This window comes from Desulfuromonas sp. TF (assembly GCF_000472285.1).
Lineage (GTDB): Bacteria > Desulfobacterota > Desulfuromonadia > Desulfuromonadales > ATBO01 > ATBO01.
Map to the genome: position 1 here is coordinate 345,852 of NZ_KI421413.1, position 14,841 is coordinate 360,692.

General features: G+C 57.6%; 13 protein-coding genes and 1 tRNA gene. 7 read left to right on the forward strand and 7 right to left on the reverse strand.

What is annotated here, in order from left to right:
• Both DTF_RS21835 and arsS read left to right on the forward strand, forming a co-directional pair.
• Nucleotides 1–571, forward strand: a 571-nt coding sequence (locus DTF_RS21835; RefSeq protein ID WP_226989151.1) for a PP2C family protein-serine/threonine phosphatase, incomplete at its 5' end; no start/stop codon positions are given.
• A 351-nt stretch (nucleotides 572–922) separates the two neighbouring features.
• A complete protein-coding gene (arsS, locus tag DTF_RS0104190) occupies nucleotides 923–1,882 on the forward strand; it encodes an arsenosugar biosynthesis radical SAM (seleno)protein ArsS (RefSeq protein WP_035055603.1) in 960 nt (319 codons plus the stop codon).
• 1,222 nt (nucleotides 1,883–3,104) lie between these two features.
• On the opposite strand, the gene DTF_RS0104200 is transcribed toward arsS, so the two are convergent.
• The 5 genes from DTF_RS0104200 to DTF_RS0104220 all read right to left on the reverse strand — a co-directional run bounded on the left by DTF_RS0104200 (nucleotide 3,105) and on the right by DTF_RS0104220 (nucleotide 6,855).
• On the reverse strand, nucleotides 3,105–3,662 hold the full coding sequence (locus DTF_RS0104200; RefSeq protein ID WP_027714300.1) for a carboxymuconolactone decarboxylase family protein: 558 nt from the start codon (nucleotides 3,660–3,662) through the stop codon (nucleotides 3,105–3,107).
• An 18-nt stretch (nucleotides 3,663–3,680) separates the two neighbouring features.
• Entirely contained in the window at nucleotides 3,681–4,802 is a 1,122-nt protein-coding gene (locus tag DTF_RS0104205) for an alkene reductase (RefSeq protein WP_027714301.1), read from the reverse strand.
• Nucleotides 4,803–4,918: 116 nt separating this feature from the next.
• Nucleotides 4,919–5,476, reverse strand: coding sequence for a TetR/AcrR family transcriptional regulator (locus DTF_RS0104210; protein ID WP_027714302.1), 558 nt, complete (start codon nucleotides 5,474–5,476; stop codon nucleotides 4,919–4,921).
• An 82-nt stretch (nucleotides 5,477–5,558) separates the two neighbouring features.
• Nucleotides 5,559–6,119, reverse strand: coding sequence for a cytochrome P460 family protein (locus DTF_RS0104215; protein WP_051360878.1), 561 nt, complete (start codon nucleotides 6,117–6,119; stop codon nucleotides 5,559–5,561).
• A gap of 130 nt (nucleotides 6,120–6,249) precedes the next feature.
• Nucleotides 6,250–6,855, reverse strand: a complete 606-nt coding sequence (locus DTF_RS0104220; RefSeq protein ID WP_035055606.1) for a cytochrome P460 family protein — start codon at nucleotides 6,853–6,855, stop codon at nucleotides 6,250–6,252.
• A 597-nt stretch (nucleotides 6,856–7,452) separates the two neighbouring features.
• Between DTF_RS0104220 and DTF_RS0104225 the strand changes: the two genes are divergently transcribed.
• Nucleotides 7,453–8,361, forward strand: coding sequence for an alpha/beta fold hydrolase (locus DTF_RS0104225; RefSeq protein ID WP_051360880.1), 909 nt, complete (start codon nucleotides 7,453–7,455; stop codon nucleotides 8,359–8,361).
• A 511-nt stretch (nucleotides 8,362–8,872) separates the two neighbouring features.
• On the opposite strand, the gene DTF_RS0104235 is transcribed toward DTF_RS0104225, so the two are convergent.
• A tRNA-Leu gene (locus tag DTF_RS0104235) sits at nucleotides 8,873–8,959 on the reverse strand.
• A gap of 161 nt (nucleotides 8,960–9,120) precedes the next feature.
• Between DTF_RS0104235 and DTF_RS0104240 the strand changes: the two genes are divergently transcribed.
• A complete protein-coding gene (locus DTF_RS0104240; RefSeq protein ID WP_027714306.1) occupies nucleotides 9,121–10,035 on the forward strand; it encodes a proline dehydrogenase family protein in 915 nt (304 codons plus the stop codon).
• A 34-nt stretch (nucleotides 10,036–10,069) separates the two neighbouring features.
• Here DTF_RS0104240 and DTF_RS0104245 read toward each other — a convergent pair whose 3' ends face one another.
• Entirely contained in the window at nucleotides 10,070–11,725 is a 1,656-nt protein-coding gene (locus DTF_RS0104245; RefSeq protein WP_027714307.1) for an NFACT family protein, read from the reverse strand.
• A gap of 240 nt (nucleotides 11,726–11,965) precedes the next feature.
• Between DTF_RS0104245 and DTF_RS0104250 the strand changes: the two genes are divergently transcribed.
• The 3 genes from DTF_RS0104250 (at nucleotide 11,966) to DTF_RS0104260 (ending at nucleotide 14,824) form a co-directional block, all read left to right on the forward strand.
• Entirely contained in the window at nucleotides 11,966–13,255 is a 1,290-nt protein-coding gene (locus DTF_RS0104250) for a homocysteine synthase (RefSeq protein WP_027714308.1), read from the forward strand.
• A gap of 202 nt (nucleotides 13,256–13,457) precedes the next feature.
• Complete coding sequence (locus DTF_RS0104255; protein ID WP_027714309.1) at nucleotides 13,458–14,348, forward strand: lysophospholipid acyltransferase family protein; 891 nt, start codon at nucleotides 13,458–13,460, stop codon at nucleotides 14,346–14,348.
• The gene (locus DTF_RS0104260; RefSeq protein ID WP_027714310.1) at nucleotides 14,348–14,824 is read left to right on the forward strand and encodes a tRNA (cytidine(34)-2'-O)-methyltransferase; all 477 of its coding nucleotides are present in this window, start codon (nucleotides 14,348–14,350) and stop codon (nucleotides 14,822–14,824) included. Before DTF_RS0104255 ends, DTF_RS0104260 begins: the two co-directional genes overlap by 1 nt.
• Nucleotides 14,825–14,841 lie beyond the last annotated feature (17 nt).

A 14,841-nucleotide genomic window follows, 5' to 3' on the forward strand; every position in this document is an offset into this window, starting at 1 on the left:
AATCTCCGCCTCGGTGGTCATGAGTCTTCTGTACGGCTACATCCACGCGGTGGTGGAATCGGTCTGTTCTCCCCTCGCCGTCGCAGAGCGGGTGAACAGGTTTCTCAAGTCATTCACCGCCCGCTCTGAAGTCTACGACCACCTTTTCTCCGCCACCCTCTTTTTCGGCATCATCGAGCCTAAAAGCCTGGAAATGCACTACTTCAATGCCGGCCATCCGGCGCCTCTGGTGCGCCGGGACCGCCGCCTCATCCCCTTGGAGGCCACCGCACCGCCGGTCGGGTTCTTCAATATCCCGGAAGGCGCCATCAAGTCTTACCGGTTCCGAAAAGGCGACCGCTGGCTCCTCTATACCGACGGGATTACGGAAACCGCAAACGTGGGGGGCTCGCTGTTCGGAAGAGAACGGGTGGAGAAACTCCTGCTGAGCCATGAAGGCGATCATGTGGAGTTTCTCGATCTGCTCCTCGGAGCGATCCGGGAATTCGACGCCGGCCATTCGCCCCGGGACGACTGCACGGCCATTGCCATCGACTTCCACCGGGGTTCCAAGGGAGAAGAGGATGGTTAAAGGGATAGGCGACTAAGGCATCATCGGCAACTCCCGGACTGCTGGGGCTAGGGTGCGCTTTACCGCCTTTATCGGTGCGCTGAAGTCACCGATGGCGAGACGGAAATCGTTCCGCACTTCACTCCGCGCTTCGATTACGCCGGGGCCGAGGACCGTCTGGAGATCTCCGGAGAATCGGTCCTGGCGTGGGGGGGGCGAGCAGAGACCCGGTGACGGGCGATCTGGAGGTGACCGACGCCGAGGGGAACCACGTCCCCCACACCTACTGCTTCGTCTGGAAGGAGACCCACCCGGAAACGGAGCAGTTCGGCGGTATCGACAACTAAACTCAAACGGAAGGAAGAAAAACCGATGGTAGCAGTCTTCAAGGAATGTCTACAGGAAATCGATCCCGGATTCACTTGCTTCGAGAAACTGCAGACGCTGCAGGTCAACCTCGGCGACCAGTGCAACATGCGCTGCGCCCATTGCCATATCGACGCCTCCCCGGCAGGAAGGAAGGTCATGGGGCGGCCGGTCATCGACAAGATCGCCGAAGCTCTGGAGCGCATGCCGGGGACCATTCTGGATATCACCGGCGGCTGTCCCGAGATGAATCCCGATTTCCGTCGTCTGGTCGAGTCGACAGCCTCCCATTTCCCCCGCCGGATCGTACGCAGCAATCTCACAATCCTGACCGAATCCGGCTTCGAATGGCTTCCGGAATTCTTCCGGGAGCAGCGCCTGGTGGTCACCGCATCCCTTCCCTGCTACCTGGAGGAGAACGTGGACCGGCAGAGAGGTAAGGGAACCCATGCCCGCAGCCTCGCCGCACTGCGCCGGCTGAACGACCTCGGCTACGGTGGCGGACTGGAGCTGAACCTCGTCTATAACCCCGGAGGCGACTTCGTCCCCGGCTCGCAGCAGGAGCTTGAGGAGGCGTACCGGAAGGAACTGTTGGAGAAGTACGGAATCCGCTTCAACCACCTCTTCACCATCACCAACGCCCCCATCGGGCGCTTCCGTGAGTACCTGGAGTCCAGGGGGATTTACGAGCGCTACCTGAACCTGCTGGCGACCCGTTTCAACCCGGAGGCGGCCCGGAACATCATGTGCCGTACCCTGATCAGCGTCGACTGGAAGGGATTTCTGTACAATTGCGACTTCAACCAGGCGATCGGATTGCCGATCACCGGTGGAGATGGGGAGATCTTGAAGATCGAGGACCTGGAATCGGCGGCAAGGAGCGGCAAGGAACTCGTGCTTTCCGAGCACTGCTACTGCTGCACCGCCGGGGAGGGATCGAGTTGCACAGGGGCGCTGGTGGCGTGATCGGTTTGATTCACTCCGACATACATCGTTGTAAACCAGATTACATTCCGGCCAGGGCCAGACTCCTAGAATTAATACAGAAAGAAACAACCAACAAAAGGAGTTTGGCCGCATGCCTTTTGTGACAGGCGGCCCTTGATTGGCCAGGGAAATTTTTCGCCACCAAGCTCGTGCAGCGTCCCTACTTCCGGAGTGATGAAGAGAACAGTGACATTAAGGAACACAACCCGAGCGATGCCTGCATGACCTGTCATGCGTTCAAGTAGGAGTTCTCATCAGAGCCTCGCTCCAGAACAGATTCGATCGATCCTGAATGTCGTGACATTTCGGACACGTAAAAAGGGCCATTCTAATCCCCTCGGATCTGAATGGTCCTTTCTCTTTGTCCAGGAAACTTGAGAGTTTGCTTGAGGGGTATTGAAGAATGAGGGAAAGAACGAGGGCGACCGAACTGCAGTCGTCACTACTGCCCGGGCGCCCCTTTTGCTCTGCCAAAAACCAGACCCTCCCCCAGCCCTTGGCGTGGTGAATTTACCATGCAATATGACCAACCAACAAGCAATAATGGGTTCCTCCTCTAGAAAAGCATTGGGGGAGGAGGCAGCGCCCATTTTGACTTAAACTGCAAACTATTTTAAAATAAGGTAAATATTTACCAGGAAGCTGGACGCAGCTTCCTTTTTGCCCTGGGGACCTACCCTCCTGATCTTCAGGGCTTTTTTTATCTAGCCGTTGACAAAATGCCCCCCATTGACCCGGTATGGGACGGTCTTCTTGCTTTAAACAAGGGCCGCCCTTAGAAAAGGACAAGAGTCATAATTTGCTAACGAGTTGCTTCATGCGTTCCTTTAACCATTCCCTGTTATCGGGGATTTCAGGAAAGAGGCGGAATGCCTGCTCCTTGGATACAAATACTATGCAGGACAATATTTCGGGGAAAATCCACCCTTTCCCGCCTTATGACTCCGGACACCACCTTTTCGAAATCGGACTCGGTACATCAGAAACGGCCGCCGGCAAAGACGACCGATCGGGTTTTATAAGTTCTGGTGTTCCATGATTTCATCCATGATCTGACTTTGGCGAAAGACGAACGGGGCCGATGCCAGGGAGACGATTACGATAAATACGGCTTTAATTTCAAACGCCTCCGATTGTTCGAACGGGGTAATCCCTGCCGTGGCGGGAATCGCAGCTTCCCGCCACGGCATCATCCGGCGGATCAGCCTGCCTTGGGCACCCTTTGCGCTCCGGCAAAGGCTTTGTCCAGAGGCGTATCGACCAGGTTGTTGGTGTAGTTTGACAGGGTCTTGAGGGTCACGCCCAGCACGACTTCCAGCACTTGCGAACGGCTGAACCCGGCATCGAGAAACGTCCGGACTTCCTGCTCGGAGGCCCAGCCCCGCTTTTCGACCAGCGTCTCAGTGAACCGACGCAGGGCTTCCAGGCGCGGATCGGGAATGGGGCGCTCTTCACCCAGGGCCTCGATCACCTCTTCGGGCACCTTTTGCATTCTGGCGATGGTCGAGTGCGCCGCGACGCAGTAATCGCATCCGTTCCTGATGCTGGCCGCAATCAGGACCGTTTCGCGCTCCGCCGCGGTCAACGAAGATTTTGCCAGCAGATCGGAGACCGAAATATAGGCCTCAAGGGCAGCCGGCGCCTCGGCCAGCACTCCGAGCAGATTGGGGATAAAACCGTTTTTGCGCTTGGCACCCTCCAGGAGCGGTCGGGAAGCTTCGGGTGCGGTTTCCATGGTATGAACGGTAAGATGTCTCATGTTCATGACTCCTTTGTGTCAGGCGCCGAGGGGCGCCGGTTGGGGGGCGAGAAACGGGTAGTCGATATAACCCCGCTCGTCGCCGCCGTAGAAAGTCGAGGGGTCGGGAACGTTCAGTTCAGCGTTTTCGGCGAAACGCTCCGACAGGTCCGGATTGGCGATATAGAGGTTGCCGAAGGAGACCAAGTCGGCTGAGGCATCAGCCAGGGACTGACCTGCCCGGGCGCGGTCGTAGCCGCCGTTGGCGATGTAGGTTCCGGAAAAGGCCCTGCGCAGGGCCATCCGGTCGTAAGTTTGTCGCGTCTGGAAACCTCCGAAGTCATTTTCCACCACATGGAGGAAGGCCAGGCTGAACCGGTTGAGTCGGTCAGCCGCATATCCGAAGGTGGCGTCGGGATCGGAATCGATCAGACTGTTGAAACTGTTTATGGGCGAAAAGCGCACGCCGACCCGGTCGGCGCCCCAGACCTCGGTCACGGCTTCGGTCACCTCAAGCAGCAGGCGCACCCGGTTCTCCAGCGAACCGCCATAAGCGTCGGTGCGCCGATTGGTGCTGTCGCGGAGAAACTGGTCGAGCAGGTAGCCGTTGGCCGCATGGATTTCCACACCGTCGAATCCTGCTGCCAGGGCGTTTTTCGCTGCCTCCCGGAACTGGGCTACGATGCCCGGGATTTCCCGGAACTCCAGAGCCCTTGGGGTGACAAAAGGCTTCTTACCGTCATGGGTGATGGCCTCTCCCTCGGGTCTGATGGCCGAGGGTGCCACTGGAAGCATCCCGTTCGGTTGCAGTGAAGGGTGGGAGATGCGGCCAACATGCCAGAGCTGCAGGAATATGCGACCGCCGCGATGGTGGACGGCATCTGTGATCTGCTTCCAACCCGCTACCTGTTCGAAACTGTGGATGCCGGGCGTACCGGGATAACCAACACCCTGGGGCGACACCTGACTCCCCTCGGTGATGATCAGACCCGCCGAGGCCCGCTGGGCGTAATATTCGACGTTCATATCCCGGGGAATATTGCCGGATCCTGCCCGGTTGCGGGTCATGGGCGCCATCACGATGCGGTTTGGCAGCGCATGGCGGCCAACTTGTATGGGAGTGAATAGCTTGTTTTCGTTGACGCGTTGAATGTTTTTCATGGCGTTTTTCCTCCGATTTCGGGTTGTTTGGAGGGCCCGATCCTGTTCTCAGGCAGGTTGGGATTCCCATCCGAACATTTTGTAAGTCAACTGACTAAATAATTAGATAAAAAAACTCATATACTTTTCAATGACCTTTTCAACACGGCAATCTGCCGATCTACAATATTGGGGTCATTAAAGGTACTGGCCAGTACGCTGATGCCCTGTACGGTGGCAATGAACTGCAGGGCATGCCCGGCCGCGTCTTCCTTGTCCAACAGCCGGTATTGTTCGGTCACCCACTCGACATGCATATCGAGAAGTTGCCGTGCCTGATCGGCCAAGGGCCCCTCAGATTTGCACAGCTCCTGGGCCAGGCTGCCGAATGGGCAGCCGTGCAAGGCCACCGCCTCCCTGAGGTGTATCGGCATCTCCAGATAGGAGGCCAGACGCTCTCGTGGATCTGGATGGCTTTCCCATGCTTCGGCCATGGCGCGGAACTCATTGGCACGCTCGTTGATCACCGCGGCAGCAATATCCTCTTTGGTTTTAAAATAGTAATAGACATTGCCCAGCGGAACACCCGATTCCTGAGCGATATCCGCCAAGGTGGTCTGGCTGAACCCTTTGCAGTGGATCAGGTTTTTGGCTGCTTCCACCAGCCGCTCTCTTTTATCGCCTGCGCGCGCCATAAACCCCCCATTAGGTCAGTTGACTAACTTAGTTATTAATATAGACGCCCCTTCCCCCGCTGTCAAGAGGGGAAGGGGACATTTACCGAAGAGGCGGATATCCGTAGATATACACCCAATCGTTCTGCTTCGCCGGAAGATGGCACGGGATACAATCGGTCTTGTAGTCCTTCGTGACGGTCGTGGTAGAGTCGTCCGCGTTGAAAAGAGCCCAGCCCCACCCGTCGCCCCAGAGCCTGTTGTCCGGAAAGCGCCCCTCGGTGTCCTTGATCATCACGAACCAGCCTTTGATCTCGGTACCCCAACTCACCTTCCCCGTGGTCAGTGGCGCAGTCTTGGTCTGGAGCAGTTCCTTGACCAGCACTGCCCCGTCCGGAAATTTCCCGGTTTTACGGTATGCCTCGATGGTGCCGGGCTGGGTATAGACGCCATGGAACTCGGCTGCGCCCTCCCCCTCCTCTTTGCTTGCGATCGACCACGTACCGAGAAAATCCCAATTTATCCGGTAATCGGTCGGCACCTTTATGTTGCCTGCCCCGTCTACATACGGCGAGAAGGAACCCGAGCTGCCGCCATCGGTAGCGAAGGAACTGCCGGCAGCGACAACGAACATGAAAACAGCAAAAATCGCCAGCCTTTTCATCCCCATCCTCCGTAAAAATTCGGTGGCCGGACATAACCTTCGGCGTTTGTCTCGGCCACCCGTTTTTTAGATACACCTCGGACCTCTCAAAGGCAGGAGAGGAAGTGAGAATTCCAGGTGCTGTTATTGCTCACATTCCCGAAGACTTTTGGCTCGCCCGCAGCACAGGATAGTATTGGGTGAAGACCCAGTCTTGCGCGGCATTCCCCTGGTGGCAGGTGTTGCATGCCGAGGTGGGGGCGGCCATGACCTTTTCCTTGTGGGGCTTACCTTGACCGGTGGTAAAGGTGAAATAGGCCCAGTTGCCCGGCTCTTTGGGGAATCTCTTGGAGTCTTTAAAGGCAACCTCCAGCCCGATGTACTCACCCATGAAATAGCCGTTGCCGCTGGCGGCCTTTTTCGACCCAACGCTTATAAGTTCCTTGATCATGACCGTCCCGTCGCGGAATTCTCCGGTCTTTTTATAATGCTTCCAGCTCGCCGGGTCGATATAGACGCTGTGGAATTCGGGAAAGGCGGCCTTTCCGTCATTCATGTCGTTGGGGGTTAACGGCGTGCCGACTTGAATCCACTCCCGGAAGACTTCCGCTTTCGGTTGCAGAAGTGCTCCCTCCTTGTCGAAGGTCAGCACCTCCTTCATTTCTCCTGCCATTGCAGACCTAGGCGAGAACGCCATCCCGATCGCCAGGGCCAGGGTCAGAACCAAAATACGCCCAGTGAGGGTCGAGCTTTTCATGATGTACCTCCTTTGGTTTTGTTGGTTATGACTGAGAAGCAAATATGGTCACGTATAGCAGCCTTTGTGGGAAAGACAAATGACCGCTCGCAATTTCCAAGCTGGAGGACTCTATAGCAGTGTCGATTGGATGCGGAAGGCCAGATCCTTTTCAAAGTGATTTCAAGAACATAAACGTTTGGGAGAGCGTGTTCAGGAACCGCTTCCCTCTCCGCCCCCTCCTAAAAATTCTCCGAATGCAAAACCGGAAATTAGTTCGGGAGAAGTTCGTAAACGGTGATCGAGCTGGTACATCGATCCGAGGCTAAATGCTGGAATTGTTGAAGCGATCTGATGGGATCCGCACAACAAAAAGTGTGGAAAGCGGGATGACTTGACGGGTCTGAAAGTGGGGGTACAGTAAACCCGATGGGACATCCTGTCGGACAGCCCGTGGTTTTCCGTGGCTGGCAATGGTGTTTCCGGCACCAACGGATACCGATGTATCGCTCATCACAGCCGAAGTCATGGCCGTTCGCACTCGATTTGGTCACGTTCCTCAAGGGATAGGAAAGCGAACGTCGGAGCACCAGAGAAATAAAACTCAGGAGGTAAATCATGAAAGCGCAGACCAACCAACCCGCAGGGACAGCAACAATAGCCAAGGTCGCCTACCGGACGGTGAAGGTCGACAGCCTGGATATCTTCTACCGAGAGGCAGGGTCGAAGGATGCCTCCGCCGTGCTTTTGCTGCACGGCTTCCCGACCAGTTCGCACATGTTCCGAAACCTGATTCCGGCGCTGGCCGACGAGTTTTACCTGATTGCGCCGGACTACCCTGGATACGGGAACAGCTCGATGCCGAGCGTGGACGAGTTCGAGTACACGTTCGATCACCTGGCTGAGGTGATCGAAAAGTTCACGGAGAAGGTCGGACTGAAAAAGTTCGCCCTGTACGTCCAGGACTACGGCGCGCCGGTCGGCTACCGCCTTGCTGTCAAGCACCCCGATCGAGTACAGGCTTTGGTGGTACAGAACGGCAACGCCTACGACGAGGGGATCGACAACGACTTCTGGAAACCGCTCAAGGCGTACTGGAAGGAGAGGACTGTGGAGCGTGAGAAGCCCCTGCGCGGATTCTTCAACCGCGAAGCTACCATCGGGCAATACACCGAGGGGGTCCGGGATAAGGAGGCGATCAGTCCCGACAACTGGAACATCGACCAGCCACTACTCGACCGATCCGGGAACGCCGAGATTCAGCTAGCTCTGTTCTACAGCTACGGCAGCAATCCGCCGCTTTACCCAAAGTGGCAGGCCTACTTCCGCGAGCATCAGCCGCCGACGCTCATCGCCTGGGGAAAGAACGACCCGATCTTCCCGGCAGCCGGCGCCGAGCCGTACAAGAGAGACCTGAAAAATCTGGAGTTCCACCTGCTCGAAACCGGGCACTTTGCGCTTGAGGAGGACGGCGGCAAGATAGCCGGCCTGATGCGGGATTTCCTCCGTAGAAACGTCAAAAGGTAATTCCCGGAGAGTCGCCTGAACATTTACAGGTCTTGGTTTGTAGAGAATGAGGTTTATCCCGAATTCGACTGCCGCTCGGGGATCTCCAGACCTGCATGCACGAACTTCTCGAAGGGGAGGTGGACTATGCCGTCGAGCCGCTGGACCCACCCTATCCGGGCCAAGTTCTGCCCTGCTGCGCCCGGCCCTCGACGGACTTGGTGATCGATGTGTGATCCTGCTATGGGGCCCCTCCCCTTCTAGCTTGTTTGATCAAGTAAGTTCTCCCAGATCCTTTTCTCAGTTCCCCTAAGGACAGGCGAGGCCCCAGCCGAAACGATGAAAATTTGTGGTTGCGGGAGAAGATCTGAACAGCGGAGTTAGACGCTGCGACGATGATCAATCAGAGGCGCCCAATTTACCTCTCACTGTTCTGTTAAGTACAGGATTTCAACACAACTATCTGCAACCAATCTGCAACTGCATAATCAAAAGGGCTGTAACCCATTAGGGTTACAGCCCTTTAAAATTCTGGTGCCGAAGGGGAGACTCGAACTCCCACGCGCCTACGCGCACTAGACCCTGAACCTAGCGTGTCTACCAATTCCACCACTTCGGCTTGAAGCGAAGGAATATATAGCAAAAGGAATTCTCCATTGCAACAAAAAAATCGCAGCAACGGGTTTCAACACGAGCCTCGCGTTGACTTGAAAGGACCCGTTGATAATCTTTAAGTGGAGGGATTCCAGGCATTCCGACCATTTCAGAGATGAGGAAAAGTTGAGTCTATTTCGCCAGACCCTCCTGTTCCTTTCCCAGCGCAAGGAGCTGGAGGAATTCTTCAAACACAACCCCTTGGCCCAGCAGGCTCGAAGTCGTTTTGTGGCCGGCGACACCCGGGCAGAGGCCCTGGAGGTCACCCGGAAGCTCAATGCGGAAGGGTTCAGCGTCACCCTCGATTATCTGGGAGAGGAAGTCATCGATCCGGACCAGGCCAGGGAGGCCTCTGAAGAGTATGCGGGAGCTGTGGAGGAGGCGGCGGCGGCGGGATTGAATACGGGAATTTCCGTCAAGCTCTCCCATCTTGGCGTCCGCATCGATGAGCAGCTCGCCTTTTCCAACCTGATGAACGTGGTCGAGAGGGCCGCGCGCGTCGACCGCTTCGTCCGGGTAGACATGGAGGGGTCGGACCTCACCGACGTCACCCTGAAGCTCGTCAGCAGAGTTCGTCAGTCGACGCCGAACATAGGTACCGTCATCCAGTCCTATCTGCGCCGCAGCGATGCCGATATCGCCTCCCTCAACAGGGAGAAAATTCCCGTTCGCCTGGTCAAGGGGGCTTATCTTGAACCGGAGGAAATCGCTTTTCAGAACGAAGAAGAGGTGGTCCTCTACTACATGCGCCTGACCGAAGCGCTGATCCACAGCGGCACCCGGCCCGCTTTCGCCACCCACGATACAAAGCTGATCGAATTCGTCATTGACCTGGCCGACATCTTCGGCCTGAAAAAAACCGATTTCGAATTCCAGATGCTCTATGGAATCAGCAACGAACTGCAGAAAAATCTCATCGCCGACGGATACCGGGTGCGGGTTTATCTTCCCTACGGCGACGACTGGTATGGCTATTTCATGCGCCGGCTGGCCGAACGCCCAGCGAACCTGTGGTTTCTCCTGCGGCACTGGAAGAAATAAATCAGCTTTAAGCTTTAAGCTTGAAGCTTACAGCTTAAGGCTTTAACGGCTTCACCACCACCGTCCGATAGCGCTCCACAGTGACCAGCCCCGGCCTCGCCCCTTTCGGCTTGCGCACCCACTTGCCCTCGGCGACCATCACCTCAACCTTTCCGGCCTCCTTTCCCCGTGAATACGCGGCGGCGATAGATGCGGCATGGAGCACATCCGCCTCGGGAATCTCGCCCCGGTGCGCTCCCCTCTTCAGAACCAGGTGACACCCAGGCATGTTGTGGGCATGGAACCAGAGATCGTCGGGACCGCTCACCTGTCGGCTGATATGATCGTTGCCGCGGTTGTTCTTTCCCCAGCAGATCTCGAAACCGCCGGGACTCAGGGTACGGCGAAGCTGCTCCTGCGGACCGGCGGCGACGGTTCTGCGCCCCGGTTCGGAGCGGGTGCGGATCTTTCCGGCGGCAGCCAGCTCCCGTCGGATCGCCTCCAGCTCTTCCGCTCCCTCGGCCTCCTCCAGTGCCAGAGCCGCACCTTCCAGCCACTCCATCTCGCCCAGGGTCTCGGCACGGCGACGTTCAGTATGTTCAAGGCCTCTTTTCCCCTTGCGATGCAGTTTGAAGAAGCGCTCTGCGTTCTCCTGCGGCGTGAGGGCAGGATCCAGAGGGAGGGTGACCGGTGCCGGCGGGTCGGCGTACCAGTCATCGAGAACGACTTCCGCCATTCCTCTTTTAAGGCGATGCAGATTAGCCAGTAGAAGATCCCCCAATTCGCGCTGGCGTTCGGACCGAAGCGCCTTGTCGCGCTCGTCCTCGATATGCCTCAGGCGCTTGCGAAGGCGCTGCAGTTCCTTGCGCACGACCCGCTCCAGTTCCTCCCTGCCGCCGCCGAAGACTTCGGCTTCTCCGCGGTAAAAGGCGTCGGCGGCAACCGAGGGGCTGGGAAAGGTTTCGATCCGCTCCGGAGTGATGTACTCCGGGAGATACGCCGCAAGCACTTGTTTTCCATCCCGGACTCCGATCCAAGGAGTGAGGTCGCGCGCCAGCCAGCGCTCCCTGAACCGGCCGAGAACCTCTTCGGGCGATTTGCCCCGCGCGACGGCTGCCGTCAGGTCTGCAGCGACCAGTGGGGTCATGGGGGAGAGGTTTTCCAGGATCCATGAGTTGAAATCGCGGCCGGCGGGAATCTCGGGGAGGCCCTCGGCGAGGTCGAGACGGCGGGGCTGTTCGGGAGCCCGGTAGGGAAGCCCAGGCAGAACCTCCCTTCCCTCCCCCTCCCATGCGATGCGGTGAAGGGCGTCCACGATGCGGTCATGGGAATCGAGAAGGATCAGGTTGGGGCGCTGGCCGAGCAGTTCGGCCATCAGGGTCCATCGCTCACCGTCGCCGCCCGCAAAGAGCAGGCGGACGATCCTCTCGCCGGGCAGCCGCTCGAGCTCCAGCAGTCGGCTAAGGCGCGAGCGCAGCAATTGACAGAACCGCGGCGGCGCGGCAGGATTGGGCAGCTTTTCTTCGGTGAGATGGATGCGCCCCGCTCCGGGGGCGGCACAGAGGAACAGTCGCAGATTTTCCCGACCGTTCCAGAGGCGCAGGAGAAGTTGCTCCGGTCCGGGCTGATGTATTTTGCTCACGGCCGCGCCGCGTATTTTTTCCCGCAGTTCAGCGGCCACGGCTTCGATGAAGAGGATATCCATGGACATGGGACTGAGATTAGATGAAACCGGAGGCTTGAGCAAGGGAATCAGGACGGCCGGATCGAGGAAGCTGCGAGATCCGCGGAATTCGTTATAGTATGTGAATCCAAGGGTTTATTCTCCAGGCATTATATTCTTGACACACTTAATCCAAACTGATACCGATATTTCCGATTCAGTTCCTTATTTTTCAACTATTCATGGTTGTACTTTCGCTTCCTTATCACTCACACCACGGAGGTTCTCATGTCCGAAGAAACTCAGCACCGTCTCGGTACCAAGGCCCTGCACGCCGGCCAGGTCCCCGATCCGACCACCAACTCCCGCGCCGTTCCCATCTATCAGACGACTTCCTATGTCTTCAATTCCTCGGAGCACGCGGCCAATCTCTTCTCCCTTGCCGAAATGGGGAACATCTACACCCGGATCATGAATCCGACCACGGACGTGCTGGAGAAGCGTCTGGCGGAGATGGACGGCGGGGTCGGCGCCCTGGCGGTGGCCTCGGGCTCGGCCTCGATCACCCTGGCCGTGCTCAATCTGGCCAAGGCCGGCGACAACATCGTCTCCACGAATTTTCTCTACGGCGGCACCTACAATCTCTTTCATTACACCCTGGCCCGGATGGGAATCGAGGTCAAGTTCGTCGACACCGCCGATCCTCAGAACGTGGCCGCGGCAATCGATGAGAACACCAAGGCAGTCTTCACCGAAACCATAGGCAACCCCAAGAACAACGTCGACGACTTCGAAGCCCTGGCCCGGGTCGCCCACGACAACGGCATCCCCCTCATCGTCGACAACACCGTGGCCACTCCGGTCCTCTTCCGCCCCATCGAGCACGGCGCGGACATCGTTTGCTACTCCCTGACCAAGTTCATCGGCGGACATGGAACCAGCATCGGCGGCGCCGTGGTCGACAGCGGCAACTTCGACTGGTCGAGCGGACGCTTCCCCGAGTACACGACTCCCGATCCCAGCTATCACGGCCTTGTCTATCACGAGGCCCTTGGGAATCTGGCCTATATCCTCAAAATGCGCATCACCCTGCTGCGCGACCTGGGTCCGGCCCTCTCCCCCTTCAACGCCTTCCTGTTCCTCCAGGGACTCGAAACGCTGCACGTGCGGATGCCCCGTCACTGCGAAAACGCCCTGAAGGTAGCGCAGTTTCTCGAATCCCATCCCTGCGTCGAGTGGGTGAACTACCCTGGGCTTCCCAGCCATCCGGATTATGAGCGGGCGCAGAAATATCTGCCGGCTGGCCAGGGAGGGATCCTCGGGTTCGGCATCAAGGGGGGGGCCGCGTCGGGTGCAAAATTCATCGACAGCGTCAAGCTGGCCAGCCACCTGGCCAATATCGGCGACGCCAAAACCCTGGTCATCCACCCGGCCACCACAACCCATCAGCAGCTCAGTCCGGAAGAGCAGGCCTCGGCCGGAGTCACCCCCGATTTCGTCCGTGTCTCGGTGGGGATCGAGGACGTGGAGGACATCATTGCCGACCTCGACCAGGCGCTGAAAGCCAGTCAAGCCTGATACCCTGCATCAACGACTGCTTCGTAAAGAATGAAAAGGCAGGTCCGTCCCAGGACCTGCCTTTTTTACCCAATTTTTCCATCCGGCGTGTTATGATGCCTGCCATCATCAATCAGGACAAAACGACTTCAGACGCTCCGACGATCTAGACCTGCCATCCTTGTGGCGCGCCCCTGCGCGCCTCTTCAATTTGACACTGATTATGGCCGAGCGCACCGCAAAAAATCTCTTTGAATATGCCCTTTTTCTGGTTTTCGTCTTTGCCGCCAGACTTCTCCCCCGCGGAGCCGCACTGGCTCTTGGCGGACACATAGGGCGGGTCTGCCAGTTTCTGATCCCGAAGAAACGTAAACTCGCCTACGACAATATCCACAGGGCTTTTCCTGAGATGTCCGCCTCGGAGGTGAAAGTTATTGTCTCAGAAACCTTCCGCAATCTCGGCATCAGCGGCATGGAGATGTTGACCCTGAACCGTTTCGAATCAGAGCAGGACCTGCAGAAAAACTTTGACATCACTGGCCTCGAACATCTGCGCGAGGCCTATGATCTGAACCGGGGAGTCTTTCTGCTGACCGGACATATCGGATTCTGGGAGGTAGGCACCTTCCTCCTTCCCAAGGTGGGGTTCCCCGCCGATTTTGTCGCAAAGAAGATGAAGAACCCGTATGTCGACAAGTATTTTCAGCGCATGCGGGAAGCCGGCGGCGGCCGCTGCCTGGACAGTAAAAAAGGAGCGAGGCGGATCATCCGTTCCCTCGGGGAGAAACGGGGAGTAGCCATCCTTCTGGATCAGCACATCTCCCGCAACGAGGCTGTGGTGGTTGATTTTTTCGGCCGCAAGGCCTGCACCACACCCGTCATCGCTCAGATCGCCATGAAAAACGGGATCCCCGTGGTCCCCCTTTTCTCCTACCGAACCCGGGATTACAGGCACAATATCGTGATCGAGCCGATGGTCCTCTTCCCCGACGAATCCGGCGAGGAAGCGGTCGTTCGCAATACGGCCCTGCTCACGGCAAAAATCGAGGAGGCGGTCCGCCGGGATCCTGCCCAGTGGTTCTGGGTTCACCGCCGATGGCGGGACCTGGGATGATGATCCCTCATCCCTCTTTCCATATCGTACTGATCGAACCGGAGATCCCCCCCAATACAGGCAACATCGCGCGTCTGTGCGGGGCCACCGGGACGGTTCTGCACCTGGTGGGAAAGCTCGGCTTTTCCATCGACGACAAGCATCTCAGGCGGGCGGGGCTCGATTACTGGGAGGCGGTGGATGTGCAAAGGTGGGGGAGTCTTGAGGAGCTGCAGCAGGCGTTTCCCCTAGGCCGCTGGTGGTATACCTCGAAAAAGGGAGTCAAATCCTATGTCGAGGCGGATTTCCGACCCGGCGATTTTATCGTTTTCGGCAAGGAAACCCTGGGGCTTCCGGAAAAGCTCCTTGCCGCCCATCCCGAAAAGACCCTTCGCATCCCCATCTTCTCTCCCGTCGTCCGCAGTCTAAATCTCTCCACCGCGGCAGGAATAGTTCTGTACGAAGCCCTGCGACAGAGCGGACGACTGAGCGACTGAGCGACTGACCACTTATC